Here is a 26565-nt window from a genome sequence, read left to right as displayed (position 1 = left end):
CCTCGGTCAGCGCAGCAGCTCGGCGGCTCCCGTTCGCAGCGCATCGAGGCGGGCGGCCACCGCCGACCGCCGGGCGTCGGCGTCCGCCTCGTGCGACCACGCGTCGAGGTAGAGCTTCACCTTCGGCTCGGTGCCGCTCGGCCGGGCGATCAGCCGGGCACCGTCGAGGGTGAACCGCAGCGCGTCCGTCGGCGGGAGCGCCCCGTCCGCCGCGAGCAGGTCCTCCGTGCGCTCCACGGCGAGACCGCCGATCGTGGCGGGCGGGGCGCTGCGCAGCCCCGCCATGATCCGGCCGATCTCCGAGAGGTCGGTCACCCGGAGCGAGATCTGCTCGGAGCCGAAGAGGCCGAAGCGCTCGGCGAAGGCGTCGAGCTGGTCGGCGATCGTGCGGCCGTCGCCGGCGAGCGACGAGGCCAGGTCGAGGAAGGCGAGCGCCGCCGAGATCCCGTCCTTGTCGCGGACCGTCTCCGGGTTCACGAGGTAGCCGAGCGCCTCCTCGTAGCCGAAGACGAGGTCCGGGACGCGGGAGATCCACTTGAAGCCGGTCAGCGTCTCGGCGAAGTCCAGCCCGTAGTCGCGGGCGACCGCGCCCAGGGCGGGGGAGGAGACGATCGAGCAGGCCAGCGCGCCGCCCGTCCGTCCCGCGGTGCGGGCGCGCTCGGCGGCGCGCCAGCCGAGCAGCGCGCCCACCTCGTTGCCGGAGAGGCGGCGGAAGCCCTCCTCGAGAGACGCGTCCGGGATCGCGGCGGCGAATCGGTCGGCGTCGGGGTCGTTGGCGACGATCAGCTGGGCGCGACCCGAGCGGGCCGTCGCGAAGGCGAGATCGAGGGCGCCGGCCTCCTCCGGGTTCGGGAAGGCCACCGTCGGGAATGCGGGATCGGGATCGATCTGCTCGACGACCACGGCCGGCTCGTCGAAGTCGGCGGCCGAGAGGACCCGGTGCGCCGTCTCCCAGCCCACGCCGTGCATCGCCGTGTAGACGACGCGCAGCGGCTCCGACTGCCGGCCGACGGCGGCCGTCGCGGCGATGTAGGCGTCGACGACCGACTCGTCGGCGACGCGGTACTCGCCGCGGGGCAGCTCGGTGACGCGGCGCTCCTCGGCGACCGCGAGGATCCGCTCGGCGATCGCGGAGTCGACCGGCGGCACGATCTGCGAGCCGTCGTCGTCGCCGCCGAGGTAGACCTTGTAGCCGTTGTCCTGCGGCGGGTTGTGGCTCGCCGTCACCATCACGCCGGCGGCCGCGCCGAGGTGGCGGACCGCGAAGGCGAGCACCGGGGTCGGCAGCAGCCGGGGGAGCAGCACGGCGTCGGCGCCCGCACCGGCCATCAGCGCGGCCGAGTCCTCGGCGAAGACGCGCGAGTTCTTCCGTCCGTCGTAGCCGATGACGATCAGCGGGCGCTCGAGGCCCTGCGCGCGCAGGTGGTCGGCGAGCCCGACGGCGGCCTGCGAGACGAGGACGCGGTTCATCCGGTTCGATCCGGCCGCGATCGCCCCGCGGAGCCCCGCCGTGCCGAAGGCGAGCCGCTCGCGGAATCGGTCCGCCAGCTCGGCCGAGGCGGCGGGATCGCCGGCCGCGTCGGCGGTGAGCAGGTCGACGAGCTCCTGCCGGGTCTCCGGGTCGGGGTCCTGGGCGAGCCAGTCCTCGGCGCGCGCGCGGACGTCCGCGGTCACAGGGTGCCCGTGATCCCGGTGAGGAGGCGGGCGAGGTCGTCCTCCGCGTTCCGCCCCGCCTCGAGGACCTCCTCGTGGCTCAGCGGCGTCTTCTGGATGCCGGCCGCCAGGTTCGTGATGAGCGACATGCCGAGCACCTCCATGCCCGCCTCGCGCGCGGCGATCGCCTCGAGGGCGGTCGACATGCCGACGATGTGGCCGCCGATGATCCGCGCCATCTGCACCTCGGCCGGGCTCTCGTAGTGCGGGCCGCGGAACTGCACGTAGACGCCGTCGTCGAGGTCCGCGCGGGTCTCGCGGGCCAGCGCGCGCAGCCGGGCGGAGTAGAGATCGGTGAGGTCGACGAATGTCGCGCCCTCGAGCGGGGAGTCGGCGGTGAGGTTGATGTGGTCGCTGATCAGGACCGGAGTGCCGGGGGTCCAGTGCTCCTTGATGCCGCCCGCGCCGTTGGTGAGGATCATCACCGAGGCGCCGGTCGCCGCGGCGACCCGGACGCTGTGCGCGACCCGGCGCACGCCGTAGCCCTCGTAGTAGTGGGTGCGGGCGCCGATGATCAGCGCGCGCTTCCCGGTCGGCAGCAGCACCGAGCGGAGGCTCCCGCCGTGGCCGTGCACGGCCGACTTCGTGAAGCCGACGATGTCGGTCGCCGGGACCGTGGCCGTCGTCTCGCCGATCGCGTCGGCGGCCTTGCCCCAGCCGCTGCCGAGGGTGAGGGCGATGTCGTGCTTCTCGACGCCGGTCGCCTCGGCGATCTGGGCGGCGGCCTCGGCGGCGATCGCGAACGGATCGGCGTCGGCGGAGTCGAGCGGATTGGGGGTCTGGTCAGCCATTCCCCCACCCTATCCACGCGCGGTGCGAGGCCGGGCGAGGGCCGCCGACCCTCCCGGACGGCCGTCGATTGGGCGAACTCCCAGCACAGGGGGACAATGGAGGAATGCCTTACGAGTTCGAGCGCACGCAGCGGATCGCCGTCCTCGGAGGGGGACCGGGCGGCTACGAGGCCGCCCTCGCCGGAGCCCAGCTGGGCGCCGAGGTCACCCTCGTCGAGCGGGTCGGCGTCGGCGGCTCGGCCGTCATCACCGATGTCGTGCCGTCGAAGTCGCTGATCGCGACCGCCGAGGCCACCAACGCCATCGGCGAGGCCGCCGACCTGGGCGTGCAGTTCTTCACCCGCCACGAGCAGACCAACAAGCCGGTCCGGCCCGAGGTCGCGGTCAACCTCGCCACCGTGAACAAGCGCCTCCTCGGACTCGCCCGCCAGCAGTCGGAGGACATGCGCGCGAACCTCGTGCACCACGGCGTGCGCATCGTGCAGGGCGACGGACGCCTCGACGGCTCGAACGCGCTGATCGTCGCGACCGCCCCGGGCGACGAGGGCATGGACTTCGACCGGATCGAGGCCGACACCATCGTCGTGTCCGTCGGCGCCAGCCCCCGCGTCCTGCCGTCCGCCGCGCCCGACGGCGAGCGGATCATGAGCTGGACGCAGCTCTACAACCTCAAGACCGTGCCCGAGCACCTGATCGTGGTCGGCTCCGGCGTCACCGGCGCGGAGTTCGCCTCCGCCTACCGCGCCCTCGGCGCCAAGGTCACGCTGATCTCCTCCCGCGACCAGGTCCTCCCCGGCGAGGACGCCGACGCCGCCGCCGTGATCGAGAACGTCTTCAAGCGCAACGGCATGGTCGTGCTGTCGAAGTCGCGCGCCGACCGCGTCGAGCGCACCGAGACCGGCGTCCGCGCCGTCCTCTCCGACGGCCGCGTCGTCGAGGGCTCGCACTGCCTGATGGCCGTCGGCTCGATCCCCAACACGGCCGGCATCGGCCTCGAGGAGGCGGGCGTGCAGCTCACCGAGTCGGGGCACATCCGCGTCAACCGCGTCGCCCGCACCAGCGTCCCCTCGATCTACGCGGCCGGCGACTGCACCACCTTCCTGCCGCTCGCCTCCGTCGCCGCCATGCAGGGCCGCACCGGCGTCTTCCACGCCATGGGCGACGCGGTGAACCCCACCGAGGTCCGCAACGTCGCCGCCAACATCTTCACCCAGCCCGAGATCGCGACCGTCGGCTGGAGCCAGAAGGAGATCGAGGAGGGTCTCGCGCAGGGCGAGATCTACAAGCTCCCCCTCGCTGCCAACCCGCGCGCCAAGATGATGGGCATCCGCGACGGCTTCGTGAAGGTCTTCGCCCGCACCGGCTCCGGCACCGTCATCGGCGGCGTCATCGTCGCCCCCAAGGCCAGCGAGCTGATCTTCCCGCTCGCCCTCGCCGTCGAGCACCGCCTCACCGTCGACCAGGTCGCCCGCGCCTTCACCGTCTACCCCAGCCTCACCGGCTCCATCTCGGAGGCGGCGCGCGCCATGCACATCGTCGGCTGAAAGCCGACGATGTGCATGCCTTTTTCTGAGCCGCTCCCTGCGCGGCTCAGCGCGGTCGGCTTCGCGACGTGGTGCGTTCCCGAGAGCGTGTTGCGTCGCGCTGCCGAGAAACGCTGGCACGCGTTTCTCGGTCGCGGCGCTATGCCCTGCGGGCGAGCGGCTCCGGCGGGTGCCCGTCCCATGCTGATCGAGTAGCGCGCGGAGCGCGCGTATCGAGATCCGCCCGAGCAGGGGACTGGAGCCATCAGGGTGTGCGGTGGTGGCGGGGCAGATCGGTGGGTGGGTCTCGATACGCCGCTGCGCGGCTACTCGACCAGCATGGGGTGGCAGCGACGCGGGTTCCTGCTGAGGCGCATCGGCCGATCATGCTGATCGAGTAGCGCGTGGAGCGCGCGTATCGAGATCCGGCGATGCCCGAGGCGCGGTATCAGCTTTAGTGACGGGAGCGGCATTCAACTGCACTGCTGATCGAGGGAGGGTCTCGATACGCCGCTGTGCGGCTACTCGACCAGCATGAACCCGCCGAGCCCGCCCGCGAGCGGCGGCCCAGCCAGCCTGCGTGGAGCGGCCGAGCTCGCCCACGAGCAGACTCAGGCAGAGCGCGTGAGCGAGAAACGCGTGTCAGCGTTTCGAGGCAGCGCGACGCGACCCGCTCTATGGAACGCACCACGCAAACGGGCCGACTGCGCTGAGCCGCGCAGGGAGCGGCTCAGACATGAGCACAGTAGCCGCGCGGGGAGCGGCTCAGGATATGGACAGCAGCACGTGGCCCGAGGAGACCGTGGTGCCGGCTTCCGCGTTCAGGGAGCGGACGACGCCGTCCTTGTGGGCGGTGAGGGGCTGCTCCATCTTCATGGCCTCGAGGACGACGACGAGGTCGCCGGTGACGACGGTGTCGCCCTCGGCGACGGCGACCTTGACGATCGTCGCCTGCATCGGCGCGGTGACGGAGTCGCCGGTGACGGTGCTGACGGAGGCGGAGCCGCGGCGCTTGGGGGCGGCGGCGGCGGGACCGCGGGAGGGACCGGAGCCGACGAGGTCGCCCGGCAGGGTGACCTCGACGCGGCGGCCGTCGACCTCGACCACGACGCTCTGGCGCGCGGCCGGGCCGTCGATCGCGCCGGGCTCGCCGCTCCAGGCCTCGATGGTGTTGTCGAACTCGGTCTCGATCCAGCGGGTGTAGATGGAGAACGGCTCGTCGCCGGCGGGCGCGAACGCCGGGTCGTCGACGATGGCGCGGTGGAACGGCAGCACGGTGGGCAGGCCGGTGACCTCGAACTCGGCGAGGGCGCGGCGCGAGCGCTCGAGCGCCTCGGCGCGAGTGGCACCGGTGACGATCAGCTTCGCCAGCAGGGAGTCGAACGAGCCCGAGATCACGTCGCCGGCGACGACGCCGGAGTCGACGCGGACGCCCGGTCCGCCGGGCGCCTTGAAGACGTGCACGGGGCCGGGGGCGGGCAGGAAGCCGCGGCCGGCGTCCTCGCCGTTGATGCGGAACTCGAAGGAGTGGCCGCGAGGCTGCGGGTCCTCGTAGTCGAGCAGGCCGCCCTCGGCGAGACGGAACTGCTCGCGGACGAGGTCGATGCCGGTGACCTCCTCGGAGACGGGGTGCTCGACCTGCAGGCGGGTGTTCACCTCGAGGAAGGAGACGGTGCCGTCCTTGCCGATCAGGAACTCGCAGGTGCCGGCGCCGACGTAGCCGACCTCGCGGAGGATCGCCTTCGACGCCCGGTAGAGCTCGGTGTTCTGCTCGTCGGTGAGGAAGGGCGCGGGCGCCTCCTCGACCAGCTTCTGGTGGCGGCGCTGGAGCGAGCAGTCGCGGGTGGAGACGACGACGACGTTCCCGCTCGAGTCGGCGAGGCACTGGGTCTCGACGTGGCGCGGCTGGTCGAGGTACTTCTCGACGAAGCACTCGCCGCGGCCGAAGGCGGCGATCGCCTCGCGGGTGGCGGAGGCGAACATCTCCTCGACCTCGTCGCGCTCGCGGGCGACCTTGAGGCCGCGGCCGCCTCCGCCGAAGGCCGCCTTGATGGCGACGGGGAGTCCGTGCTGGTCGACGAACTCGAGCACCTCGGCGGCGCCCGAGACGGGGTTGAGGGTGCCGGGGGCGAGCGGAGCGCCGACCTTCTCGGCGACGTGGCGGGCCGAGACCTTGTCGCCGAGGCGCTCGATGGCCTCGGGCGACGGGCCGATCCAGATCAGCCCGGCGTCGATGACGGCGCGGGCGAAGTCGGCGTTCTCGGCGAGGAAGCCGTAGCCGGGGTGCACGGCGTCCGCGCCGGAGCGGCGGGCGACCGAGAGCAGCTTCTCGATGACGAGGTACGTCTCGGCGCTGGTCGTCCCGCCGAGGGAGTAGGCCTCGTCGGCGAGGCGGCTGTGCACGGCGTCGCGGTCCTGGTCGGCATAGACGGCGACGGAGGCGATGCCGCTGTCGCGGGCGGCCCGGACGACGCGGACGGCGATCTCGCCTCGGTTGGCGATGAGCACCTTCGTGATACCTGGCATGGTCCCCAACCCTAGAGGGCGGCCCGCGGATGCCCGGCGCGGCTCACCACAAAGAAGAGCGAGCGCTTCGTCGGTTCCGCACAAGCCGGCGTCACCGCGCCGCCAGCACCGCGGGGCGCGAGGACGGCGTCAGCGGTTCCAGAGCGACGGCCAGGCGACCCCGAGCTCGCGCACCAGCGAGCGCAGCGCCGGCACGGACATCCCGATCACCGTCGACGGATCGCCCTCGATCGCCGTGATGAAGCCGGCGCCCCGCCCGTCGATCGTGAACGCGCCCGCCACCTCGAGCGGCTCGCCGGTGGCCACATAGGCGTCGATCTCGTCGTCGTCGATGTCGGCGGCGAAGGAGACGGCGGCGGAGGTAACCACCCCGGTCTCGGTGACGATCCGCCCGCCGCGGTGGTCGATCAGCCAGTGGCCGGAGTGCAGGCGCCCGGTGCGGCCGCGCTGCGCCCGCCAGCGCGCGCGGGCCCGCTCGGGCTCGTGCGGCTTGCCGTGCACGACGCCGTCGAGCACGAAGGCGGAGTCGCCGCCGAGGACGAGGCCGTCGACGTCCGGCCCGAGGACGGCCGTCGCCTTCGCGCGGGCGAGCAGCGCCACGGTCGCGTCGGCGTCCAGCGCCGCTCCGCGCTCCTGCTCGGCCCGGGCGACGGCGGCGGGCTCGTCGACCGACGAGGGGACGACGACGGGCTCGATCCCGGTGGCCCGCAGCAGCGCGAGGCGGGCGGGGGAGGTGGAGGCGAGGTAGAGGCGCACGAGGGCTCCCTGCGATCGGGCCCACGCTGTGGGATGCTCGACGGATGGCACAGACCCCGCCCCGCGCATCCGACCCGGCCGCGGAGTCCGGCGGAGCACTCGGGACCGAGATCGAGCTCGACATTAGCAACGTGGCCCACGGCGGCGTCTTCGTCGCCCGGCACGAGGGCCGCGTCGTCTTCGTCCCGGACGTCCTCCCCGGCGAGCGGGTCCGCGTGCGGATCAGCGAGGTCCGCCACGACAGCTTCTGGCGGGGCGAGGCGCTCGAGGTCCTCCAGGCCTCGCCGCACCGCGTCGAGCACGTCTGGGCGCAGGCCGGCATCGACCGGCGGCCCGAGGAGCGCGTCGGCGGCGCCGAGTTCGGTCACGCCGCGCTCGCCTACCAGCGCGAGCTCAAGCGCGACGTGCTCGTCGACTCCTTCTCCCGCTTCGCCCGCCGCGAGGTCGACGTCGTCGTCGCGCCGGTCGCGGGCGACGACCAGTCCGGCGGCCTCGGCTGGCGCACGCGCAACCGCCTGCACGTGGACGACTCCGGCCGCGTCGGGCCGTACGCCGCGCGCAGTCACCACGTCGTCGACGTGGAGGGACTGCCGCTCGCGACCGCCGCCTCCTCGGCCGCGGCCCCGCTCGACCAGCGGCTGGCCCCGGGTTCCGTCGTCGACCTCGTCGACGCCGCCGGCTCGGACGGCGCGGCCGTGCTCGTGCACGACCCCTCCGACAAGCGGGCCAGGAGGGACCGCACGGTCGTCTCCGAGTTCGTCGCCGACCGCACCTTCCGCGTCGACCGCTCCGGCTTCTGGCAGGTGCACCGCGGAGCCGCCGCGACGCTGTTCGACGCGGTCCAGACCGCCGTCGACCCGTCGCTCGCCGACGTCCGCGCCGCGAACCACGACCTCTACGGCGGAGTGGGGCTGCTCGCCGCCGCGCTGGCCGACCGCCTCGGCGCCGGCGTCCGCGTCACCAGCGTCGAGAGCGACTCCCGCGCGACCGAGCACGCCCTGGAGAACCTCGCCGACCAGGTCGGTGCCCGCGCGGTCACCGCCCGGGTCGACCGCTACCTCCGCGACGCGCTCGCCCAGGCCGACGCCCGCGAGCGCGGACGCTGGCGGGCCGCGACGGTCGTCCTCGACCCGCCCCGGGCAGGAGCCGGCCGCGCGGTCACCGACGCCCTGATCGAGCTGGCACCTGCGCAGCTGGTCTACGTCGCCTGCGATCCGGTCGCGCTCGCCCGCGACGTCGGCGCCCTCACTGCGGGCGGCTACGAGCTCGAGCGGCTCGACGGCTTCGACCTCTTCCCGCACACCTCGCACGTGGAGGCCGTCGCCCGGCTCGTGCGCCGAGACACCTGAGCGCGGCGTCGCCAGCATGAGCCCGAGGGAGACCACCGATGACCGCTGAGTCCGCTGCCGCGCCGAAAGTGCGGGTCGCCATCGTCGACGACCACGAGTCCGTCCGGCTCGGCGTCGCCGCCGCGATCGAGGCCGCAGGGATGCAGGTGGTCGCCGCGGCCGAGACGGTGCGCGCGCTCGAGCAGGTCCTCGACGGCACCGAGATCGAGGTGCTCGTGCTCGACCTCTCCCTCAACGACGGGTCGAGCATCACCGCGAACGTCAAGTGGGGCCAGGTGCACGGCTCCGCCGTCCTGGTCCACAGCATCGCCGACCGCGTCGTGGCCGTGCGCGAGGCGCTCGCCGCCGGAGCGGCCGGCGTCATCCCCAAGTCCTCGCCGATGTCGACCGTGATCGCCGCCATCCGCACCGTCGCCCGCGGCGAGGTGCTAAACAATCTGGAGTGGGCCTCGGCGATCGACGCCGACGACGACTTCGCCCGGGCGGTGCTCGGCCGGCGCGAGCGCGACGTCCTGCACCTCTACGCCTCCGGTCTGCCGCTCAAGCTGGTCGCTGACCGCCTGCAGATCTCGGTCTCGACGGCCAAGGAGTACCTCGACCGGATCCGCGACAAGTACGTCGAGATCGGGCGGCCGGCGCCGACGAAGGTCGACCTGCTGCGGCGCGCCGTCGAGGACGGCATCCTCCCGGGCATCGATCCGGACGACGGCGATGCCGGCCGCTGAGATCGTCCCGGCCCGCGCCCCCGCGAACCGCGAGCGCATCGACCGGATCATCAGCACGGTCGTCTCCTTCTTCGGCTTCGGCTTCGCACTGCAGACCGTCCCGCCGATCCTCGGCCAGCTGCCGGTCCTGCGGCCCGAGGTCGCGTGGCCCGTGCTGGCCGTCGTCTTCGGAGCACTCGGGGCCTCGGTGGTCACGGCGGTGCTCCGCCGCGGCACGCAGGTCAGCGGGGCCGTCGTGGCCGCGTCGCTCCTGCTCGCGCTGCTCACCTGGCCGCTGACGATCCGCACCGGCGCCGCCCCCGAGGAGACGCCGTGGATCTGGTACCTGCTGACCATCGGCACGGCCTTCTGCACGATCGTCGCGCCGCTGCGGCTCGCCATCGCCTACGCCGCTGTCACCACCCTCCTGTTCGGCGTCCTCCGCGTGCTGCCCTCGGGCGGCGGCGCCTCGCCGACCCGCGCGGCCCTCGACGCCGTCTACGTGGGCATCGTCGGCTTCGTGATGCTGGTGCTGATCACCGTGCTCCGGCAGTCGGCGGACCGGGTGGACCGCGCGCAGCGCACGGCGATGGAGCAGTACGAGGGGGCGATGCGCCAGCACGCCGGCGAGGTCGAGCGCGTCGAGGTGGACGCCCTCGTGCACGACAACGTCCTGGCGACCCTGCTGGCCGCGGCGACGGCCGAGTCCGGCGCCGAGCGCGCGCTGGTGTCCTCGATGGCGCGGAAGACGCTCTCGGTGCTTCTCCCGGACGAGGAGTCCGACCTCGACGCGGGCGAGGTGCCGCTGGAGCTGCTCGAGCGCCAGCTGTCGCACGCGGCCTCGACGTTCGTCGCGGACTTCGAGGTGGTCGTCGACGAGGCGGCGGATCCGCGGACCACCACGATGCCGCGGCCGGTCGCCGAAGCGGTCCTCGGCGCGGTCTGGCAGGCCCTGACCAACAGCGTCCAGCACGCCGGGCCGAGCGACGCCGTCCGCCGGTCCGTCCACGGTCGCCTCTCCGCCTGCTCCGTCGAGGTGGTCGTCGAGGACGACGGCCGCGGCTTCCTCCTCGCCGACGTCCCGCGCGAGCGGCTCGGCATCCGGCTCTCGATCCTCGACCGCGTGCATCAGGTCCAGGGCTCGGCGCAGGTCCACACGGTCCCGGGCGAGGGCACCCGGGTCGTCGTCGTCTGGCCGGCCCCGCGGGGCGCCTCGTGATCACCTACCCGCGACCGCTCCTCTACGCCCTGGGCGGCGGATTCTCGCTCTACCACGTCGTCCTCGCCTTCTTCTCCTACCGCCTCGCGCCCGCGACGCCCGCCGATCTGCTCGCCGTCGGCCTCTACGTCGTCGCCACCGTGATCGCGCTCCTGCCGGGCTCGGCCGCGCGGATGAACGCGGTGACCGCCTGGGCGATGGCGGGAGTGGCGGTGGCACTGCCGCTGCTCGTCTCGCCGTCGCTGGACCCCGGCGCCTCCAACGGCTACTCCACCTGGTACATCGCGGCCGTCGGCACGCTGATGACGATCGTCTGCGCGTGCCGGCGTCCGCTGGCGGCGTGGACAGGGATGGCGTTCCTGATCGTGCACACCAGCGTCTGGGCGGGCCCGGTCGCCCTCGCCACCCTCGGCGTCGTCGGCGGCATCGCCTGGGTCGGCATCGCGCAGCTCCTGATCATCGAGCTCGGCCGCGCCGGCTCCGAGGCGCGCGTGCTCGAGGCCGCCGAGCGGGCCGCCGCGTCCTGGCGGGCGGCGGAGGAGGCGCATCTCTCGGAGCGCGAGGTCCGGCTCGAGCAGACCCGTGCCATCGCCTCCGAGATGCTGCTGCGGATCGCCACGAGCCCGGTCGGCCTCAGCGACGAGGAGCGCCGCGAGTGCGCCCTGCTGGAGGCGTCGGTCCGCGACGAGATCCGGGGCAGGCGGCTGCTCGACGACGACGTCCGCCGGATCGTGCTCGAGGCGCGCCGCCGCGGCGTGACCGTGTCGGTGCTGGACGACGGCGGCCTCGACCGGACCACGGAGGCGGAGAGCCGCCGGGTCCTGGGCGAGCTCGCCCACGCGCTCAGCGGCATCGGCGAGGGAGTCGACCGGGTCGTCGTCCGCACCGCCTCGCCCGACTCGCCGTCCGCGGTGACGGTCGTGGGGCTGCGGACCGCCGGCGACGGCAGCGCGGGCGCCCTCGGCTCGGACGACGCGGGCGACGAGGTGGACGCCTGGGTCGAGATCCGCCGCGACGAGCAGCGCGTCCTCGAGGACTGAGCGTCCCCGGCCGAGTGGTGTGCGGGCGACCGCGAGCCGGACCGGTCGGACACGTCCGATCGTCCGGTGACACCGGACCTGGCACACACAGCAGATCGACCGGTTAAAAGAGTGCGGCGGGCTGTCCACTCCTCCGAAGAGGGGGCCCAGCCCGCCGTCAAACCCCGAGTGAGGGTGACAACCCGAATGTCACCCTCACTCGCCCCCAAAACACCCGCCTGCTTACCCTGGTCGGCGAGTGATTGGCGATGCCCCCTCCGAGGAGTGAACACCTAACACGGATAATCATGCCCAGGACCGGGAGTGGCAGGTAGTCGGCACTTTAGGGGACTAATCGGGGGACAAAATCCGCGTTCCGGTGGATCGTTCCCGGTGCGGCCCGCCCGGAGGGGTGGAAGCGCTCTCAGCCGGAGAACGAGCGCCAGGCCCCGGGCGCCGGCTGCAGGGGCGCACGCACGGCCGCGACGCGGTCGCTCCAGCCGCCGCTGGGCATCACCGGCACCTCGGCGACGGGATGCGACTGCGCGGCGAGGGCGGTCACGACCGCGGTCACCGCGGCGATCTCGCGCGCGTCGAGTCCCGGGGTGCCGATGACGACGGCGGGCGAGGTGACGACGGAGGGGGCGGAGTCGGCTGCGCTCATCCCGCGACGGTACCGCATGCCGTTCACGGTCCCGCGCCCGAGCCGGTGACTATGCTGACGCCGGACGCCGCCGGAGCGACGCCCGTCCCGTCCCGAACAGGAGTGTTCCCGCATGCCGTCGTGGTCCCTCAAGCGCGGCCGCGCCTCCGTCCACCGCGTCGCCGCGGTGGTGCGCTCCTCGCCCGCGGCCTTCGCGACGACACTGGTCATCCTGCTCGCGAGCGCGGTCGCCGGCACCCTCGCCGGCCCGGCGAGCGGGGAGACCGGCTCGTGGTGGGCGGCGAGCGCCGGCACGATCCTCGGCGGCCGCCCCTGGGCCGCGGTCACCGGTCTGCTGATCGCGTCGGGACCGCCCGCGCTCCTGCTCGTCCTGCTCCTGCTGCTGCCGCTGCTGATCGCCGCCGAGCACCGGCTGGGCGCGCGCCGGCTGGTCGTCGCCTTCCTGCTCACCGGGGCGATCGGCACGGCCCTGGGCGCCGCCCTGCAGAGCATCGGCGCGTCGGTGGGCGAGTGGTGGGCGGGTGACACGGTGGGCGACCTCACCTTCGACCCGCTGATCGGCGGCGTCGGCGCACTCCTGGCCGCGACGGCCTTCATGGGCGGTCTCTGGCGCCGCCGGCTCCGGGTCACCGTGTTCGCGGTGGTGCTGATGTTCGTCCTCTACGCGGGCGACTCCGCGGACGTCTACCGCCTCCTCGCGGGCGCGGCGGGCCTCGCGATCGGCGCGGTGATGGCGCACGGGGTGAGCGGCCTGCGCCCGCGGCGTCCTGCGCCGAGCTCGCACCGGGAGTCGCGCGCCCTGCTCGCCTCGGTGGTCGCGGTGACCGCCCTCGGTCCGCTCGTCGCCGTGCTCTCGGACTCGGGCTACGGGCCGTTCTCCTTCCTCGGGCGGCTGCTGCAGAGCGCCTTCACCGGAGGCGGGGATCTCGACGATCCCTGCGGTGCGACGGTGCGGCACTGCGCGCACCACGTGCGGCTCAACCTGATCTCGCCCGGACCGATCCTGCTCACCTTCGTCCCGATGATCCTGCTCCTCGTCGCGGCCTCCGGGCTGCGCTCCGGGCGCCGCCTCGGCCTGCTGCTCGCGATCGGCGTGAACGCCGCCATCGCGATCCTCGACGTGGTGCTGCTGCAGCGCGCGGCACGGCACCCGGACTTCCAGTACTACGCCGAGTACCTGCTCTGGGTCGCCACCACGGTGATCGTGCCGGTCGGGGTGATCGTCCTCCTGGCGGTCAGCAGCCGGCACTTCACGATCCGGGCGCCGCGGGCGTCGGCGCGCCGCTGGTCGCTGGTGGTGGCGATCGGCTTCGTCGTCTCGCTCGGCGGCTACCTCGCGCTCTCCGCCTCGACGCGGACCAGCTTCGAGCCGGTGCTCGGGATCGGCCGGCTCCTGCTCGACGGGCTGCTGCGCTTCGTGCCGTCGAGCTTCCTCGGCGGTCACGGCCTGCTGGCGGTGCCGCGCGAGCCGCTCGCCAGGATCGGCTTCGAGTGGGTCGGGCCGGTCTTCTGGCTCCTGGTCGTCGTCGCGGTGATCTCGCTCCTGCGGGCGACCGACGTGCAGGGCGTGCGCGGCGACGAGGCCGTGTACCGCCGCCTGCTGGTGCGCCACGGCGCCGGCAGCCTCGGCCACCAGGGCACCTGGCAGGGCAACGAGCACTGGATCGCCCCCGACGGCGAGGGCGGCGTCGCCTACCGAGTCGTCGGCGGCGTCGCCATCACGCTCTCCGACCCGGCCTGCGCGCCCGAGCGGCGCGAGGAGGTCGTGGCGGGGTTCGTCGCGTTCTGCGACGAGCGCAGCTGGACGCCGGTGTTCTACAGCGTCCACGACGAGCTGCTGCCGGTCTTCGACGGCCTCGGCTGGTCGCGGATCTCGGTGGGCGAGGAGACGATCATCGAGCTCGGCGGCTTCGAGCTGACCGGGAAGCGCTGGCAGAAGGTGCGCTATCCGCTCACCCGTGCGATCAAGCTCGGCATCGAGCCGGTCTGGACGACCTGGCCGGAGCTGTCGCTCGGCATGGCCAGCCAGATCGTCGACCTGTCCGAGAAGTGGGTGTCCGAGAAGGCGCTGCCCGAGATGGGGTTCACGCTGGGCGGCATCGACGAGGCGCGCGACCCCGACGTCGCGCTGCTGCTGGCCGTCGGTCCGGACGGCGTGCTGCAGGGGGTGACCAGCTGGCTGCCCGTGCACCGCGACGGCCGGATCATCGGCTGGACGCTCGACTTCATGCGCCGCTCCGACGAGGCGATGCCCGGGATCATGGAGTTCCTGATCGCCTCCGCCGCTCTGCGCGCGCAGGAGCAGGGCGCGGAGTTCGTCTCGCTGTCAGGCGCACCGCTCGCGACGGCGCCGGTGCCGGAGGGGGAGCAGCCGCCCGAGCCGACCGCGCTCTCGGGCCTGCTCGAGTTCCTGGCGCGGACGCTGGAGCCGGCCTACGGCTTCACCTCGCTGTTCCGCTTCAAGGCCAAGTTCCACCCGCGCTACGAGGGGCTCTGGATGGCGTACCCGGACGCGCTGCAGCTGCCGCGGATCGGCGCGGCGATCGGTCGCGCCTACCTGCCGGACGTGTCCCCGCGCGAGGCGCTCGCCTTCGCGCGGGCACTGGGCGCCCGGCCGGAGGAGAAGGCGCCGCCCGCCGGGAAGCCGGCGGTGCAGGAGAAGCCGGCGCCGAGCGAGCCGACGGCGCCGGCGCACGAGAAGGCGCCGACGGCTCGCTGAGCGCGGCTCAGAGCGGGATGTTGCCGTGCTTCTTGGCCGGCAGGTTCGCGCGCTTGGTCCGCAGCGCGCGCAGGGCCTTGATCACCGACACGCGGGTCGCCGACGGCTCGATGACCCCGTCCAGCTCGCCGCGCTCGGCGGCCAGGAACGGGCTCGCCACGTTGTAGGTGTACTCGTTCGCCAGCCGGGTGCGGACGGCGGCGACGTCCTCGCCCGCCTCCTCGGCCTTGCGGATCTCGTTGCGGTAGAGGATGTTGACCGCGCCCTGGCCGCCCATCACCGCGATCTCGGCCGTCGGCCAGGCGAGGTTGATGTCGGCGCCGAGCTGCTTGGAGCCCATCACGATGTAGGCGCCGCCGTAGGCCTTGCGCAGGATGACGGTGACCAGCGGCACGGTCGCCTCCGCGTAGGCGTAGAGCAGCTTCGCGCCGCGGCGGATGACGCCCGTCCACTCCTGGTCGGTGCCGGGCAGGTAGCCGGGGACGTCGACCAGGGTGAGGATCGGCAGCGAGAACGCGTCGCAGAAGCGGACGAAGCGCGAGGCCTTCTCGCCGGCCTCGATGTTCAGGGTGCCCGCCATCGCGCTGGGCTGGTTGGCGATGATGCCGACCGAGCGGCCCTCGACCCGGCCGAAGCCGATGACGATGTTGGGCGCGAACAGCGGCTGCACCTCGAGGAAGTCGCCCTCGTCGACGATGTGCTCGATCACGGCGCGCATGTCGTACGGCTGGTTCGGGCTGTCGGGGATGACGGTGTCGAGGAAGCGGTCGGAGTCCGTGGTCTCCAGGTCGACCTCGTTGTCGAACACCGGTGCCGGGGAGAGGTTGTTGTCCGGCAGGAAGGAGAGCAGGGTGCGGGCGTAGTCGAGCGCGTCGTTCTCGTCGCTGGCGAGGTAGTGCGAGACGCCGGAGATCTTGTTGTGGGTGAGCGCGCCGCCGAGCTCCTCCATGCCGACGTCCTCGCCGGTGACGGTCTTGATCACGTCGGGGCCGGTGACGAACATCTGGCTGGTCTTGTCGACCATGATCACGAAGTCGGTGAGGGCGGGGGAGTAGACCGCGCCGCCGGCCGCCGGGCCGCAGATGATCGAGATCTGCGGGATGACGCCGCTGGCCGCGGTGTTGCGGCGGAAGATCTCGCCGTACTTGCCCAGGGCGACGACGCCCTCCTGGATCCGCGCTCCGCCGGAGTCGAGGATGCCGATGATCGGGACGCCGGTCTTCAGCGCCAGGTCCATCACCTTGATGATCTTCTCGCCGGCGACCTCGCCGAGCGAGCCGCCGAAGATCGTGAAGTCCTGCGAGTAGACGGCGACCTGGCGGCCGTGGATGGTGCCGGTGCCGGTCACGACGGCGTCGCCGTAGGGGCGCTTCTTCTCCATGCCGAAGGCGTGGGTGCGGTGGCGCACGAACTCGTCGAGCTCGACGAACGAGCCGGGGTCGAGCAGCGTGTCGATCCGCTCGCGGGCGGTCATCTTGCCCTTGGCGTGCTGCTTCTCGATCGCGGCCTCGCCGCTGGCGGTGACCGCCTCGTGGTAGCGGGCCTTCAGGTCCGCGATCTTCCCCGCGGTCGTGAAGAGATCGGGCGCGGGACGTTCGATGTTCGCGGTCACCCGCCCACCCTATCGGCGCGGATGGACCCCTCCGTTGTCGCACCCGTACAGGGAGCGGGCGCTGCGGTGGGAGGGTCCGCACAAGCCGCGGCGCTCGCGTGCCGCCCCGGGTCTTCTCGCGGGGCCCGCCGGTAGCGTGGCCCCCATGCAGCTCCCGCTCTCCCTCTCCGTGTCGCCGCAGGTCCTCTGGCTCGAGAGCGCCGGCTCGACGAACGACGAGCTCCGCGAGCGGGCGACGGCCGAGCCCGCGGCTTGGCCGCACCTCTCCGTCGTGGCGACCGACGACCAGCGCGCGGGCCGGGGACGCCTCGGGCGCGTCTGGCAGGCGCCGGCCGGCCGGACGCTCGCCGCCTCGACGCTCGTGGCCGCGGCGGCTCTGCCCGCCGGCGCGGTGGGCTGGCTGCCCCTGCTCGCCGGTGCGGCCCTGGCCCGGTCGCTCGCCCCGCTGGTGGACGGCTCCGTCGAGGTCAAGTGGCCCAACGACGTGCTGATCGAGGGGTGCAAGACGGCGGGGATCCTCGCCGAGCGCCTCCCGGACGGCCGCGTGATCGTGGGCACCGGGATCAACCTCCTGCTCGCAGAGGAGGAGCTGCCCGTGCCGACCGCGACCTCCCTCGCCCTCGCCGGCGCGTCGACGACGGGCGCCGACGCCGTGCTCGCCGGCTTCCTCACCGAGTTCTCGGCGCTGCTCGCGCCGCTCCTCGCTCTCGGCGACGCCGAGTCCTCCGGGACCGCCGCCGTGGTGCGGGCGCACTGCGGCACGCTGGGCCGCACGGTCCGGGTCGAGCTGCCGGACGGCTCCGTGGCGGAGGGCACCGCGGTCGCGCTCGACGCCGGCGGCTCGCTCGTGCTCGAGCAGGACGGCGCCCGGCGCTCGTTCTCGGCGGGCGACGTCACCCACCTCCGCCAGTGAGAGCAGGGGCCCGGGACCGGCTCGCGGACGGGGACCGGGAGCTCGCCCGGCTCACGCCGCGCGCTCGACGCGCCGTCGCCCCGGTCGCCGGGTTCCTGCTGCTCACCTGGGCGGGCTTCTACTTCGCGGCCCAGTTCGAGCTGGAGCTGCAGCGCTGGATCATCGCCCTCGGCACCGCGGTGCTCGTGCTCCTGCTCTGCGTCCCCGGCGTCGCGGGCTGGGCGAGCATCCGCTACCGGATCACGCAGCGCGGGCTGCACGCCCGCCGCGGCGTCCTATCGGTGCGCCACGCCGACCTCGACTTCGACCGGCGGATGGCCGTCAGCGTCTCGCGGAGCCTCGGCCAGCGCATCGCCCGCTGCGGCGACGTGCGGATCACCCTGGACGGCGCCGAGTCGTTCGTGCTGCGCGACGTCGAGGACCCGGAGCTCGTCGCCGAGCTTCTGCAGGACGCGATCGCGTCGGCTCCGCTGCCGGAGTGGCCCGCGCCCGATCCGCTCTGAGCACGTCGTCACGGCTCTGAGCGCCCCCGCCGCGCCACCCGAGCGCCCCGCCGCGCCACCCGAGCCCCGCCGCGTCGGCGCCCCTCGCTACCATGGAGCCGCCCCGCGCCCGCGGGCGGAACCAGGAGGAGCGCCATGCGCGTCGGTGTGATCGGAGGCGGCCAGCTCGCCCGGATGATGATCCCCGCGGCGGTCGAGCTCGGTCTCGAGATCGCCGTGCTCGCCGAGACCGAGGGCGCCCCGGCGGGCCTCGCCGCGACGCGCGTCGGCGACTACCGCGACGAGGAGACGGTGCTCGGGTTCGCCCGCACCGTCGACGTCGTCACCTTCGACCACGAGCACGTGCCCCAGGCGATCCTGCGCCGGCTCGTCGCCGAGGGCGTGGCGGTGCACCCGGGTCCGGACGCGCTCCTCTACGCGCAGGACAAGCTGATGATGCGGCAGCGCCTCACCGAGCTCGGCGTCCCCGTCCCCGACTGGGCCGCGGTCTCCTCCTCCGCCGAGCTGGCCGCGTTCCTCGACGAGCACGGCGGCCGCGGCGTGGTCAAGACCGCGCGCGGCGGCTACGACGGCAAGGGGGTCCGCGTCGTCAGCGGCGCGCACGAGGCCGACGACTGGTTCGCGGCGCTCGCCGAGGACGGCCGCGGCGGCGCGCTGCTCGTCGAGGAGCTGGTCGGCTTCCGCCGCGAGCTGGCGCAGCTCGTGGCGCGGCGGCCCTCCGGCGAGAGCATCCTGTGGCCGGTGGTCGAGTCGATCCAGCGCGACGGGGTCTGCGCCGAGGTGCTCGCACCGGCGCCCGCGTCGGCGGGCCGCCTGGCCGCCGCCGCCGCCGACATCGCCGAGACCATCGCCGAGAGCCTGGGCGTGACCGGCGTGCTGGCCGTCGAGCTGTTCGAGACGACGGACGACCGGCTGCTCGTCAACGAGCTGGCGATGCGCCCGCACAACAGCGGCCACTGGACGATGGACGGCTCCACCACCTCGCAGTTCGAGCAGCACCTGCGCGCGGTGCTCGACCTGCCGCTCGGCGCCACCGGCTGCCGCGATCCGTGGACCGTGATGGTGAACGTGCTGGGCGGCCCCGTGGGGGAGTCGCTGACCGACCGCTACCCGCTCGTGCTCGCCGCGCACCCCGCGGTGAAGGTGCACAACTACGGCAAGGAGCCGCGGCCGGGGCGCAAGGTCGGGCACGTGAACGCGACCGGCGACGACCTCGAGCTCGTGGTCTACGAGGCGCGTGCCGCGGCGGCCGTTCTCACGGACTGAGACGTACCATGGTGGCCGTGACCCGCCCCACGCCCTCCGCCACCCCCGCCGGTACCGCCCCGTGAGCGCCGACGCGCTCGTCAACGGACCGTCCCCGCTCGTCGGTGTCGTCATGGGCTCGGACTCCGACTGGACGGTCATGCAGGCCGCGTCGACGACCCTCTCGGAGTTCGGAGTGGCCCACGAGGTGCGCGTCGTCTCGGCGCACCGCACCCCGCAGGCGATGATCGACTACGGTCGCGGGGCCCGCGCGCGCGGTCTGCGCGTCGTGATCGCCGGTGCCGGCGGCGCGGCCCATCTGCCCGGGATGCTGGCCGCGGTCACCTCCCTCCCCGTCGTCGGCGTGCCGGTGCCGCTCGCGCGCCTCGACGGCCTCGACTCCCTGCTCTCGATCGTGCAGATGCCGGCCGGCGTCCCCGTCGCGACCGTCTCGATCGGCGGCGCCCGCAACGCGGGGCTGCTCGCGGTGAAGATGCTCGCGATCGGCGACGACGCGCTGTCCGAGCGCCTCGACGCGTTCGCGGCCGATCTCGAGGCGCAGGTCGCCGCCAAGAACGAGGCCCTGGTGGCCGGCCTGTGACGACGATGACCCTGCCGCTGCGGCACCCCGATGTCCGCTCGAGCACGGTGATGACCCGCCGCGCCTGGTGGCTCCTCATCGGAAACCTGCTCGTGCCCGGCTCCGCGCAGGTGCTCGCGGGCAACCGCCGTCTCGGCCGCCTCGGTCTCGGCTTCACCCTCGGGCTGTGGACGGCGCTGCTCGTCGGCGTGATCCTGTACTTCGTCTTCCCGACCGGGCTGTACACGCTCGCGACCTTCGACCTCTCGATGCTCGCCCTGCAGGCGGCACTGGTGGTCTACGGCGTGGTCTGGCTCGTGCTCACCCTGGACACGCTCCGGCTGATCCGCCTGGTGCGGGCGCGGCCGAGGATGCGGGCGGTGCTCGCCTTCGCGACCATCGCCCTGATGGCGGTCTCGGTCGGCTCCACCGCCTACGGCACGTACCTCATCGGGATCACCCGCGGCACGCTGTCGTCGATCTTCGGCGGCGGGGCGATGGAGCAGCCGATCGACGGCCGCTACAACATCATGCTGCTGGGCGGCGACGCGGGCGAGGACCGCGACGGCCTGCGCCCCGACAGCATCTCGGTCGTGAGCATCGACGCCTCCACCGGCGCGGCCACCACCATCGGCGTCTCGCGGGAGTTCGTGAACATCCCGTTCCCCGAGGACAGCCCGATGCACGAGCTGTACCCGGACGGGTACACGACCGACAACTGCGCCGTCGACGTCTGCAAGCTCAACTCGATCTACACCGAGGTCGAGCTGAAGCACCCGGAGCTCTACCCGGACGCGGTCGCCGAGGGCAGCGAGCCCGGCATCGAGGCGACCCGCGACGCGGTGGAGGGGATGCTCGGCCTGCCCATCCAGTACTACGCGCTGATCGACATGGAGGGCTTCGCCCAGCTGATCGACTCGCTCGGCGGCATCGACGTCGACTACCAGGGCACCGAGCCGCTGCCGCTCGGCGGGCTCCCCGGCGCGGACGGCACGATGCAGGGCGTCAACCAGTGGATCGATCCCGGGCCCTGGCACTTCAACGGCGAGCAGGCGCTCGCCTATGCCCGCTCTCGCTACACGACGAGCGACTACGACCGGATGGCGCGCCAGCGCCAGGTGCAGACCGCGCTGCTCGAGCAGTTCGAGCCGGCGAACGTCCTCTCGAAGTTCCAGGACGTGGCGGCGGCCGGCTCGCAGGTGATCAAGACCGACGTCCCGCAAGGCATGCTCGGCTACTTCGTGCAGCTGGGGCTGAAGACGAAGGCCCAGCCGGTCGGCGTCGTCGAGCTCGTCCCGCCCGCGGTCGACGTGGACCGCGACCCGGACTACGACGTCGTCCGCTCCCTCGTGCAGCAGGGCCTGTTCCCCGACGCCGCGGCGCAGTAGCGGGCAGTCCCTGCTGATCGAGTGGCCCGCGGAGCGGCCGTATCGAGATCCACCGGCATCAGGAGACGGGTCTGCCGACCCCCCCCGCGGCTCAGAGGTCGGCGTGCAGCGCCCAGACGCGCTCGGCGGAGTCGCGCCAGCTGAAGGCGCGGGAGCGGTCGCGGCCGGCGACGGAGAGGCGCTCGCGGAGCCCGGTGTCGGAGAGGACGCTGCTCATCGCGAGCGCGAGCCGCTCCGGGTAGTGCTTCGCGTCGCCGCGCTCGACGGCGACGCCCGCGTCGGCCGCGACCTCGAGCAGCGCCGGGTCGTCCGAGTGCACGACCGGCACGCCGAAGTGCATGGCCTCGAGCACCGGGAGGCCGAAGCCCTCGGCGATGCTCGGGTAGACGAACAGCGTCGCTCGGCTGAGCACGAGCGCGAGGTCGGAGTCGCTGAGGACGCCGAGCGCGCGGACCCGCTCCTCGCCGAGGCCCTGCTCGTCCGCAACGGAGGCGATGTCGAGCTCGCCCCAGCCGGTCGGCCCGACGATCAGGAGCGGGATCTCCGGGGCGGACGCCTCGCCGAAGGCGGCGATCAGCGAGACCAGGCCCTTGCGGGGCTCCAGCGTGCCGACGCTGAGGACGTACTCGGCGGGCAGCCCCAGGGCCTCCGCCCGCTCGTCCGCGTCGTCGGGCAGGACGAGTCCCGAGCCGACGGCCCCGCCGATCACGCGGATCCGGTCGCCGAAGTCGAGCACCTGCGAGAGCTGCTGCGCGACCGCGTGCGTCGGGACGACGACCGCATCGGCGAACTTCTGCGCGCGCTTCGCCATCGCCCGGTGCCACTTGGCGCCGTGCGGGGTGAGGGTCTCGGGGTGCGTCCACGGCACCGTGTCGTGGATCGTGACGGCGATCTGCTCGCCCTCGCGGCCCTCGTGGTTGCGCAGCGGAGCGAACAGGCTGGGGGCGTGCATCATGCCGCCGCCGGAGGGGATGCCGATGCCGTACTGCCAGGCGCGGGAGAGCTCGCGGCGGCCCAGGTGCAGGCGGTGCAGGCGCGCGAGGCCGGGCAGCCGCTGCCGCAGCTCCTCCTCCTTCTCGGGCGGGTGCGCCGAGAGGACGGCCTCGACCTCGCAGTCGCGCGGGGCGGTGCGGATCAGCTCGCGGGTGAGCTCCTCGGTGTAGCGGCCGATGCCGCCCGGGACGCGGGCGAGCATCTGGTCGACGACCACCCGGAGCGTGGTCGTCACGGCGTGACCGCCTCGAGCGGAGCGGCGGCCAGCGCGTCCTCCCAGGAGCGCATCGGCGCGAGGCCGGCCGCGGCCCAGGCGTCGTGGGCGAGCACGGAGTAGGCGGGCCGCGGCGCCGGGCGGACGAAGCTGCCGCTGTCGGTCGGCCGGATGCGCTCGGGATCGAGGCCGGCTTTCTCGAACACCGCGCGGGCGAAGCCGAACCAGGTCGTCTCGCCGGCGTTCGTGCCGTGGTAAACCCCGGCCGGAGCTGCGGCGTCCACGAGCTCGACCAGGCGGGCGGCGAGATCGCCGGTCCAGGTCGGCTGGCCGCGCTGGTCGTCGACGACGGTGAGGGTGAGGTGCGACCCGGCGAGGCGGACCATCGTCTTGGCGAAGTTGCCGCCGTGCGCGCCGTAGAGCCAGGCGGTGCGGACGACGTAGCCCCGTCCGGGGTTCGCGGCCAGGACGAGCTCCTCACCCTCCGCCTTGGTCCGGCCGTAGGCCGAGATCGGCCGGCGGGGGTGCGACTCGGCGTAGGGGCTCGTCGCCGAGCCGTCGAAGACGTAGTCGGTGGAGACCTGGACGATCGCGGCGCCGATCTCGGCGGTGGCGATCGCGAGGTTCTGCGCGCCGAGAGCGTTGACGCGGCGCGCCTCCTCCTCGTCGCTCTCCGCGTCGTCGACGCGGGTGTAGGCGGCGCAGTTGAGCACCGCGTCGTGGCCGGCGACGGCCGCGCGGACGGCGTCGAGATCGGTCACGTCGAGGTCGCCGCGGCCGAGCGCCGTGACGGCTCGATCGCCGAGGGAGGAGCGGAGGTCGGTGCCGAGCATGCCGGAGGCGCCCGTGAGGAGGAAGGTCACCCGCTCATCATGCCGGAGGCCCCCGGCGCGCGGCCCCCGGCGCACCGGCGGCGACGGCGGGCCGCCGCACGCTCAGTACACTCGTGACCGTGCAGATCAGAGAGCTCGAGATCCCCGACGCCTACGAGGTCACGCCGCGGCAGTTCCCCGACGACCGGGGGGTGTTCTACGAGTTCTACCGCTTCGACCGCCTCGCGGAGACGGTCGGGCACCCGCTGTCGCTGCAGCAGGGCAACACCTCGGTCTCCAAGCGCGGCACCGTCCGCGGCATCCACTTCGCGCAGATCCCGCCGTCGCAGGCGAAGTACGTCTCCTGCTTCTCCGGTGCGGTGCTCGACTACATCATCGACGTCCGGGTCGGCTCGCCGACCTTCGGCCGGTGGGACTCGGTGCTGCTCGACGGCGTCGACCGCCGCTCGGTCTACATCGGCGAGGGCCTCGCCCACGCCTTCGTCGCGCTGACGGAGGGGGCGGTCGTCTCCTACCTCGTCTCCTCGACCTACGACCCCATCCGCGAGAAGGGCATCGACCCGCTCGACGAGCAGATCGGCCTCCGCTTCCCGGCCGAGGCGGGCGAGCCGCTGCTGTCGCCGAAGGACACGGACGCGCCGACCCTCGCCGAGGCCGAGGCGCAGGGGATCCTGCCCACCTGGGCCGAGGCGAAGGCGCTCTACGCCCAGCTGGACGGAGCGCACTCGTGAAGGGCATCATCCTGGCCGGCGGCTCCGGCTCGCGGCTCTGGCCGATCACCAAGGGCATCTCGAAGCAGCTGATGCCGATCTACGACAAGCCGATGGTCTACTACCCGCTGTCGACGCTGATGATGGCCGGGATCGACGAGGTCCTGATCATCACGACCCCCGAGTACAACGACCAGTTCCGCGCGCTGCTCGGCGACGGCTCGAGCCTGGGGATGACCCTCTCCTACGCGGTGCAGGAGTCGCCCGACGGGCTGGCGCAGGCGTTCCTGATCGGCGAGGAGTTCATCGGCGACGACTCCGTCGCGCTGGTGCTCGGCGACAACATCTTCCACGGCACGGCGCTGGGCACGGCCCTCGCGTCGAACACCGCCATCGAGGGTGCGGTGATCTTCGCCTACCAGGTGGCGGATCCGCGCGCCTACGGCGTCGTCGAGTTCGACGACGCGTTCCACGCGCTCTCGATCGAGGAGAAGCCGGCGAAGCCCAAGAGCAACTACGCGGTGCCGGGGCTCTACTTCTACGACAACTCCGTCGTCGGCATCGCGAAGACGATCGAGCCCTCCGCCCGCGGTGAGCTCGAGATCTCGACCGTGAACGAGCGCTACCTCGAGGCGGGGACGCTGAACGTGCAGGTGCTGGACCGCGGCACCGCCTGGCTCGACACCGGGACGTTCGACTCGATGATCGAGGCGACCGAGTTCGTCCGCGTGATCGAGCAGCGCCAGGGCTTCAAGATCGGCTGCATCGAGGAGATCGCCTGGCGCAACGGCTGGATCGACGACGCGGCGCTGGCGGAGCTCGCCGCCCCGCTCGTCAAGAGCGGCTACGGCGCCTACCTGCAGCGCCTGCTCGAGCTCGGTCGCTGACGCGGCGGGTCTCGAGACGCCGCTCCGCGGCTACTCGACCAGCATGTTCTCCTTGCTGATCGAGTAGCCCGCGCAGCGGGCGTCTCGAGACCCCGGCGTCAGCGGCTGGGCCGCAGGCGCATCAGCGCGACGCGCACGCCCAGGCCGAGGCGGACCGCCAGGCGGACGGGCGCCTGGTACCAGGCGTCGTACTTCTGCGCGAGGTAGAGGTAGGCGCTGCGGTGGTGCACCGCGAGCATCCGCGCCGAGGCCAGCCGCGTCGAGTGCCCGCCCAGGTGCGACACCACGGCGTCGGCGAGGTAGACGTTCGACCAGCCGCGCTGCCCGAGCGAGTCGCCGAGCTGCACGTCCTCGAAGTACATGAAGTAGCGCTCGTCGAAGCCGCCGATCTGCTCGAACGCCGTGCGCCGCACCATCACGCAGGCGCCGGAGAGCCAGCCGGCCGTCATGCTGCCGTGCTGCATCGTCTCGACGGCGCGGGAGCGGCGGTAGCGGCGGGACCAGGGATTGCCGGGCCAGACGTGCGCGAGCAGCGCGTGGCCGACGCCCGTCCCTAGCGAGGGCAGCGCGCGGGCGGAGGGGTAGATCGTGCCGTCCGAGTCGAGGATGCGCGGGCCGATCGAGCCGATGCCGGAGTCGGCGGTGGCCGCGGCGTAGAGCGCGTCGATCGAGCCGGGCAGGAACACCGTGTCCGGGTTCGTCACCAGGATCCACTCGATCTCGGGGCCGAGCCGGTCGACGGCGTAGTTGATCGCCCTGCCGTAGCCGAGGTTCTCGCCGGTCTCGTGGAAGAGCACCTCGGGCCGGCGCTCGACGACGCGGCGGACGGAGTCGTCGGTGGTCGCGTTGTCGACGACGACGACGCTCACGTCGTGCTCGGTCGCCTCGGGGATCGACTCGAGGCAGGCGCGGAGGACCTCACCCGAGAAGTGGGTGACGACGACGACCGCGATGGGCAACGTCGAACGGGCGATGAGAGCCTCCGGGGGAGCGGCGTCGACGGGCGGGGGCACCGTCGGAAGAACTCGACGAGGCTAGCACGGGCCCCAAGCGGGGCTCCGGCGCTCAGCGCGCGGCGGACTCCACCTCGTCGACGACCTCGCCCAGCTCCGGGGCGATCGCCGCGGACGGCGCGCGGAACACGACGAACTTGTAGAGGCAGAAGTTCCAGACCAGGCCGACCATCACGGCGACGGCCTTCGCGGCGTTGATGGCGAGGAACGCCTTCTCGCCCGCACTGGGGAGGAAGAGGAGGGAGGTGCCGAAGCGGGTGTCGAAGAAGACCTCGAAGCCGTAGATGATCAGCGACTGCAGCACCAGCGAGCTGAAGCCGGTCACCAGGAAGAACTGCGCGAAGGTGCGCACCGTCGGCCGGTCGGGGTGCCGGAACACGAAGAAGTGGTTCAGGAAGTACGAGATCGAGATGCCGACGGTCACCGAGGCGACGTTCGCGACCAGGGTGGGCAGGCCGACGAGCAGGGCGAGCGCGTTGAGGATGAGGAAGTCGAGCGCCGTGTTCAGCGACCCCGCGACGAGGAACCGCACCTTCTGCGACTCCAGCCAGCGCGACGACCGCCACGGCGACGACGCCGGCGGGGCCGTCCTCGACGGGGACGACGTCGACCGGGCCGTCTTCGACGCGGACGAGCTCGACGGACGCGACACGGTGCTCCTCGGGGTCCTCGCGGCCCGGGCGGGAGCGAT

At 73.1% G+C, this 26565-nt stretch carries 23 protein-coding genes; 13 read left to right on the top strand and 10 right to left on the bottom strand.

What is annotated here, in order from left to right:
* Positions 1-6 precede the first annotated feature (6 nt).
* Positions 7-1674, bottom strand: a complete 1668-nt coding sequence (locus tag HRK28_RS03630; RefSeq protein ID WP_160088045.1) for a phospho-sugar mutase — start codon at positions 1672-1674, stop codon at positions 7-9.
* Complete coding sequence (locus HRK28_RS03625) at positions 1671-2504, bottom strand: purine-nucleoside phosphorylase (RefSeq protein ID WP_173250443.1); 834 nt, start codon at positions 2502-2504, stop codon at positions 1671-1673. The genes HRK28_RS03630 and HRK28_RS03625 overlap by 4 nt, the downstream gene beginning before the upstream one ends.
* A gap of 104 nt (positions 2505-2608) precedes the next feature.
* Here HRK28_RS03625 and HRK28_RS03620 point away from each other — a divergent pair, with 104 nt between their 5' ends.
* Positions 2609-4048: an NAD(P)H-quinone dehydrogenase gene (locus tag HRK28_RS03620; protein ID WP_160088049.1), complete on the top strand. Its 1440-nt coding sequence runs from the start codon at positions 2609-2611 to the stop codon at positions 4046-4048.
* A 744-nt stretch (positions 4049-4792) separates the two neighbouring features.
* On the opposite strand, the gene HRK28_RS03615 is transcribed toward HRK28_RS03620, so the two are convergent.
* Positions 4793-6553 carry a biotin carboxylase N-terminal domain-containing protein gene (locus tag HRK28_RS03615; RefSeq protein ID WP_173250442.1) on the bottom strand — a complete coding sequence of 587 codons (1761 nt, stop codon included), beginning with the start codon at positions 6551-6553 and terminating at the stop codon, positions 4793-4795.
* A gap of 129 nt (positions 6554-6682) precedes the next feature.
* A complete protein-coding gene (locus HRK28_RS03610; protein ID WP_367948335.1) occupies positions 6683-7309 on the bottom strand; it encodes a nucleoside triphosphate pyrophosphatase in 627 nt (208 codons plus the stop codon).
* Positions 7310-7353: 44 nt separating this feature from the next.
* On the opposite strand from HRK28_RS03610, the gene HRK28_RS03605 reads away from it, so the two are divergent.
* The 4 genes from HRK28_RS03605 to HRK28_RS03590 are packed head-to-tail and all read left to right on the top strand — an operon-like array spanning position 7354 to position 11621.
* Positions 7354-8658, top strand: a complete 1305-nt coding sequence (locus tag HRK28_RS03605; protein WP_173250440.1) for a class I SAM-dependent RNA methyltransferase — start codon at positions 7354-7356, stop codon at positions 8656-8658.
* Positions 8659-8696: 38 nt separating this feature from the next.
* Positions 8697-9383, top strand: coding sequence for a response regulator transcription factor (locus HRK28_RS03600; RefSeq protein WP_160088057.1), 687 nt, complete (start codon positions 8697-8699; stop codon positions 9381-9383).
* Complete coding sequence (locus HRK28_RS03595) at positions 9370-10581, top strand: sensor histidine kinase (protein ID WP_160088059.1); 1212 nt, start codon at positions 9370-9372, stop codon at positions 10579-10581. Before HRK28_RS03600 ends, HRK28_RS03595 begins: the two co-directional genes overlap by 14 nt.
* A complete protein-coding gene (locus HRK28_RS03590; RefSeq protein WP_173250439.1) occupies positions 10578-11621 on the top strand; it encodes a hypothetical protein in 1044 nt (347 codons plus the stop codon). Before HRK28_RS03595 ends, HRK28_RS03590 begins: the two co-directional genes overlap by 4 nt.
* 403 nt (positions 11622-12024) lie before the next feature.
* Here the strand turns inward: HRK28_RS03590 and HRK28_RS03585 are convergent, their stop codons facing one another.
* Complete coding sequence (locus tag HRK28_RS03585; RefSeq protein WP_173250438.1) at positions 12025-12264, bottom strand: acyl-CoA carboxylase subunit epsilon; 240 nt, start codon at positions 12262-12264, stop codon at positions 12025-12027.
* Positions 12265-12376: 112 nt separating this feature from the next.
* On the opposite strand from HRK28_RS03585, the gene HRK28_RS03580 reads away from it, so the two are divergent.
* Positions 12377-14983: a bifunctional lysylphosphatidylglycerol flippase/synthetase MprF gene (locus tag HRK28_RS03580; protein WP_160088065.1), complete on the top strand. Its 2607-nt coding sequence runs from the start codon at positions 12377-12379 to the stop codon at positions 14981-14983.
* 7 nt (positions 14984-14990) lie between these two features.
* On the opposite strand, the gene HRK28_RS03575 is transcribed toward HRK28_RS03580, so the two are convergent.
* The gene (locus tag HRK28_RS03575) at positions 14991-16595 is read right to left on the bottom strand and encodes an acyl-CoA carboxylase subunit beta (protein WP_243582397.1); all 1605 of its coding nucleotides are present in this window, start codon (positions 16593-16595) and stop codon (positions 14991-14993) included.
* 145 nt (positions 16596-16740) lie between these two features.
* On the opposite strand from HRK28_RS03575, the gene HRK28_RS03570 reads away from it, so the two are divergent.
* The 5 genes from HRK28_RS03570 (at position 16741) to HRK28_RS03550 (ending at position 21224) form a co-directional block, all read left to right on the top strand.
* A complete protein-coding gene (locus HRK28_RS03570; RefSeq protein WP_173250437.1) occupies positions 16741-17508 on the top strand; it encodes a biotin--[acetyl-CoA-carboxylase] ligase in 768 nt (255 codons plus the stop codon).
* The gene (locus tag HRK28_RS03565) at positions 17505-18011 is read left to right on the top strand and encodes a PH domain-containing protein (RefSeq protein WP_173250436.1); all 507 of its coding nucleotides are present in this window, start codon (positions 17505-17507) and stop codon (positions 18009-18011) included. Before HRK28_RS03570 ends, HRK28_RS03565 begins: the two co-directional genes overlap by 4 nt.
* A gap of 135 nt (positions 18012-18146) precedes the next feature.
* On the top strand, positions 18147-19277 hold the full coding sequence (locus HRK28_RS03560) for a 5-(carboxyamino)imidazole ribonucleotide synthase (protein ID WP_160088071.1): 1131 nt from the start codon (positions 18147-18149) through the stop codon (positions 19275-19277).
* A 112-nt stretch (positions 19278-19389) separates the two neighbouring features.
* Complete coding sequence (gene purE / locus HRK28_RS03555; RefSeq protein ID WP_160091252.1) at positions 19390-19857, top strand: 5-(carboxyamino)imidazole ribonucleotide mutase; 468 nt, start codon at positions 19390-19392, stop codon at positions 19855-19857.
* Positions 19858-19862: 5 nt separating this feature from the next.
* Positions 19863-21224: an LCP family protein gene (locus HRK28_RS03550; protein WP_254304591.1), complete on the top strand. Its 1362-nt coding sequence runs from the start codon at positions 19863-19865 to the stop codon at positions 21222-21224.
* Between the two features lie 91 nt (positions 21225-21315).
* On the opposite strand, the gene HRK28_RS03545 is transcribed toward HRK28_RS03550, so the two are convergent.
* Together HRK28_RS03545 and rfbD are read right to left on the bottom strand one after the other, a co-directional pair.
* Positions 21316-22452, bottom strand: a complete 1137-nt coding sequence (locus HRK28_RS03545) for a glycosyltransferase family 1 protein (protein ID WP_244231796.1) — start codon at positions 22450-22452, stop codon at positions 21316-21318.
* Complete coding sequence (gene rfbD / locus HRK28_RS03540) at positions 22449-23294, bottom strand: dTDP-4-dehydrorhamnose reductase (RefSeq protein WP_173250435.1); 846 nt, start codon at positions 23292-23294, stop codon at positions 22449-22451. Before rfbD ends, HRK28_RS03545 begins: the two co-directional genes overlap by 4 nt.
* 89 nt (positions 23295-23383) lie before the next feature.
* On the opposite strand from rfbD, the gene HRK28_RS03535 reads away from it, so the two are divergent.
* Positions 23384-23995 (top strand): dTDP-4-dehydrorhamnose 3,5-epimerase family protein, encoded by a 612-nt coding sequence (locus HRK28_RS03535; RefSeq protein ID WP_160088075.1) that lies wholly within the window; start codon positions 23384-23386, stop codon positions 23993-23995.
* Positions 23992-24861, top strand: coding sequence for a glucose-1-phosphate thymidylyltransferase RfbA (gene rfbA / locus HRK28_RS03530; protein ID WP_160088077.1), 870 nt, complete (start codon positions 23992-23994; stop codon positions 24859-24861). Before HRK28_RS03535 ends, rfbA begins: the two co-directional genes overlap by 4 nt.
* A gap of 98 nt (positions 24862-24959) precedes the next feature.
* Here the strand turns inward: rfbA and HRK28_RS03525 are convergent, their stop codons facing one another.
* On the bottom strand, positions 24960-25820 hold the full coding sequence (locus tag HRK28_RS03525; protein ID WP_217274389.1) for a glycosyltransferase family 2 protein: 861 nt from the start codon (positions 25818-25820) through the stop codon (positions 24960-24962).
* 106 nt (positions 25821-25926) lie between these two features.
* Positions 25927-26406 carry a GtrA family protein gene (locus HRK28_RS03520; RefSeq protein WP_367948334.1) on the bottom strand — a complete coding sequence of 160 codons (480 nt, stop codon included), beginning with the start codon at positions 26404-26406 and terminating at the stop codon, positions 25927-25929.
* Positions 26407-26565: the final 159 nt, after the last annotated feature.

The organism is Rathayibacter sp. VKM Ac-2835, from assembly GCF_013266705.1.
GTDB lineage: Bacteria > Actinomycetota > Actinomycetes > Actinomycetales > Microbacteriaceae > Rathayibacter.
This window is presented reverse-complemented; position numbering and strand designations above follow the sequence as displayed.

What these genes read in the sequence shown, in the direction of transcription:
- HRK28_RS03580 (WP_160088065.1), top strand. Translation starts at nt 12,377, where the DNA reads ATGCCGTCGTGGTCCCTCAAGCGCGGCCGCGCCTCCGTCCACCGCGTC.
- HRK28_RS03585 (WP_173250438.1), bottom strand. Translation starts at nt 12,264, where the DNA reads ATGAGCGCAGCCGACTCCGCCCCCTCCGTCGTCACCTCGCCCGCCGTC.
- HRK28_RS03620 (WP_160088049.1), top strand. Translation starts at nt 2,609, where the DNA reads ATGCCTTACGAGTTCGAGCGCACGCAGCGGATCGCCGTCCTCGGAGGG.
- purE (WP_160091252.1), top strand. Translation starts at nt 19,390, where the DNA reads ATGGGCTCGGACTCCGACTGGACGGTCATGCAGGCCGCGTCGACGACC.
- HRK28_RS03550 (WP_254304591.1), top strand. Translation starts at nt 19,863, where the DNA reads ATGACCCTGCCGCTGCGGCACCCCGATGTCCGCTCGAGCACGGTGATG.
- HRK28_RS03625 (WP_173250443.1), bottom strand. Translation starts at nt 2,504, where the DNA reads ATGGCTGACCAGACCCCCAATCCGCTCGACTCCGCCGACGCCGATCCG.
- HRK28_RS03595 (WP_160088059.1), top strand. Translation starts at nt 9,370, where the DNA reads ATGCCGGCCGCTGAGATCGTCCCGGCCCGCGCCCCCGCGAACCGCGAG.
- HRK28_RS03605 (WP_173250440.1), top strand. Translation starts at nt 7,354, where the DNA reads ATGGCACAGACCCCGCCCCGCGCATCCGACCCGGCCGCGGAGTCCGGC.
- HRK28_RS03560 (WP_160088071.1), top strand. Translation starts at nt 18,147, where the DNA reads ATGCGCGTCGGTGTGATCGGAGGCGGCCAGCTCGCCCGGATGATGATC.
- HRK28_RS03600 (WP_160088057.1), top strand. Translation starts at nt 8,697, where the DNA reads ATGACCGCTGAGTCCGCTGCCGCGCCGAAAGTGCGGGTCGCCATCGTC.
- HRK28_RS03615 (WP_173250442.1), bottom strand. Translation starts at nt 6,553, where the DNA reads ATGCCAGGTATCACGAAGGTGCTCATCGCCAACCGAGGCGAGATCGCC.
- HRK28_RS03570 (WP_173250437.1), top strand. Translation starts at nt 16,741, where the DNA reads ATGCAGCTCCCGCTCTCCCTCTCCGTGTCGCCGCAGGTCCTCTGGCTC.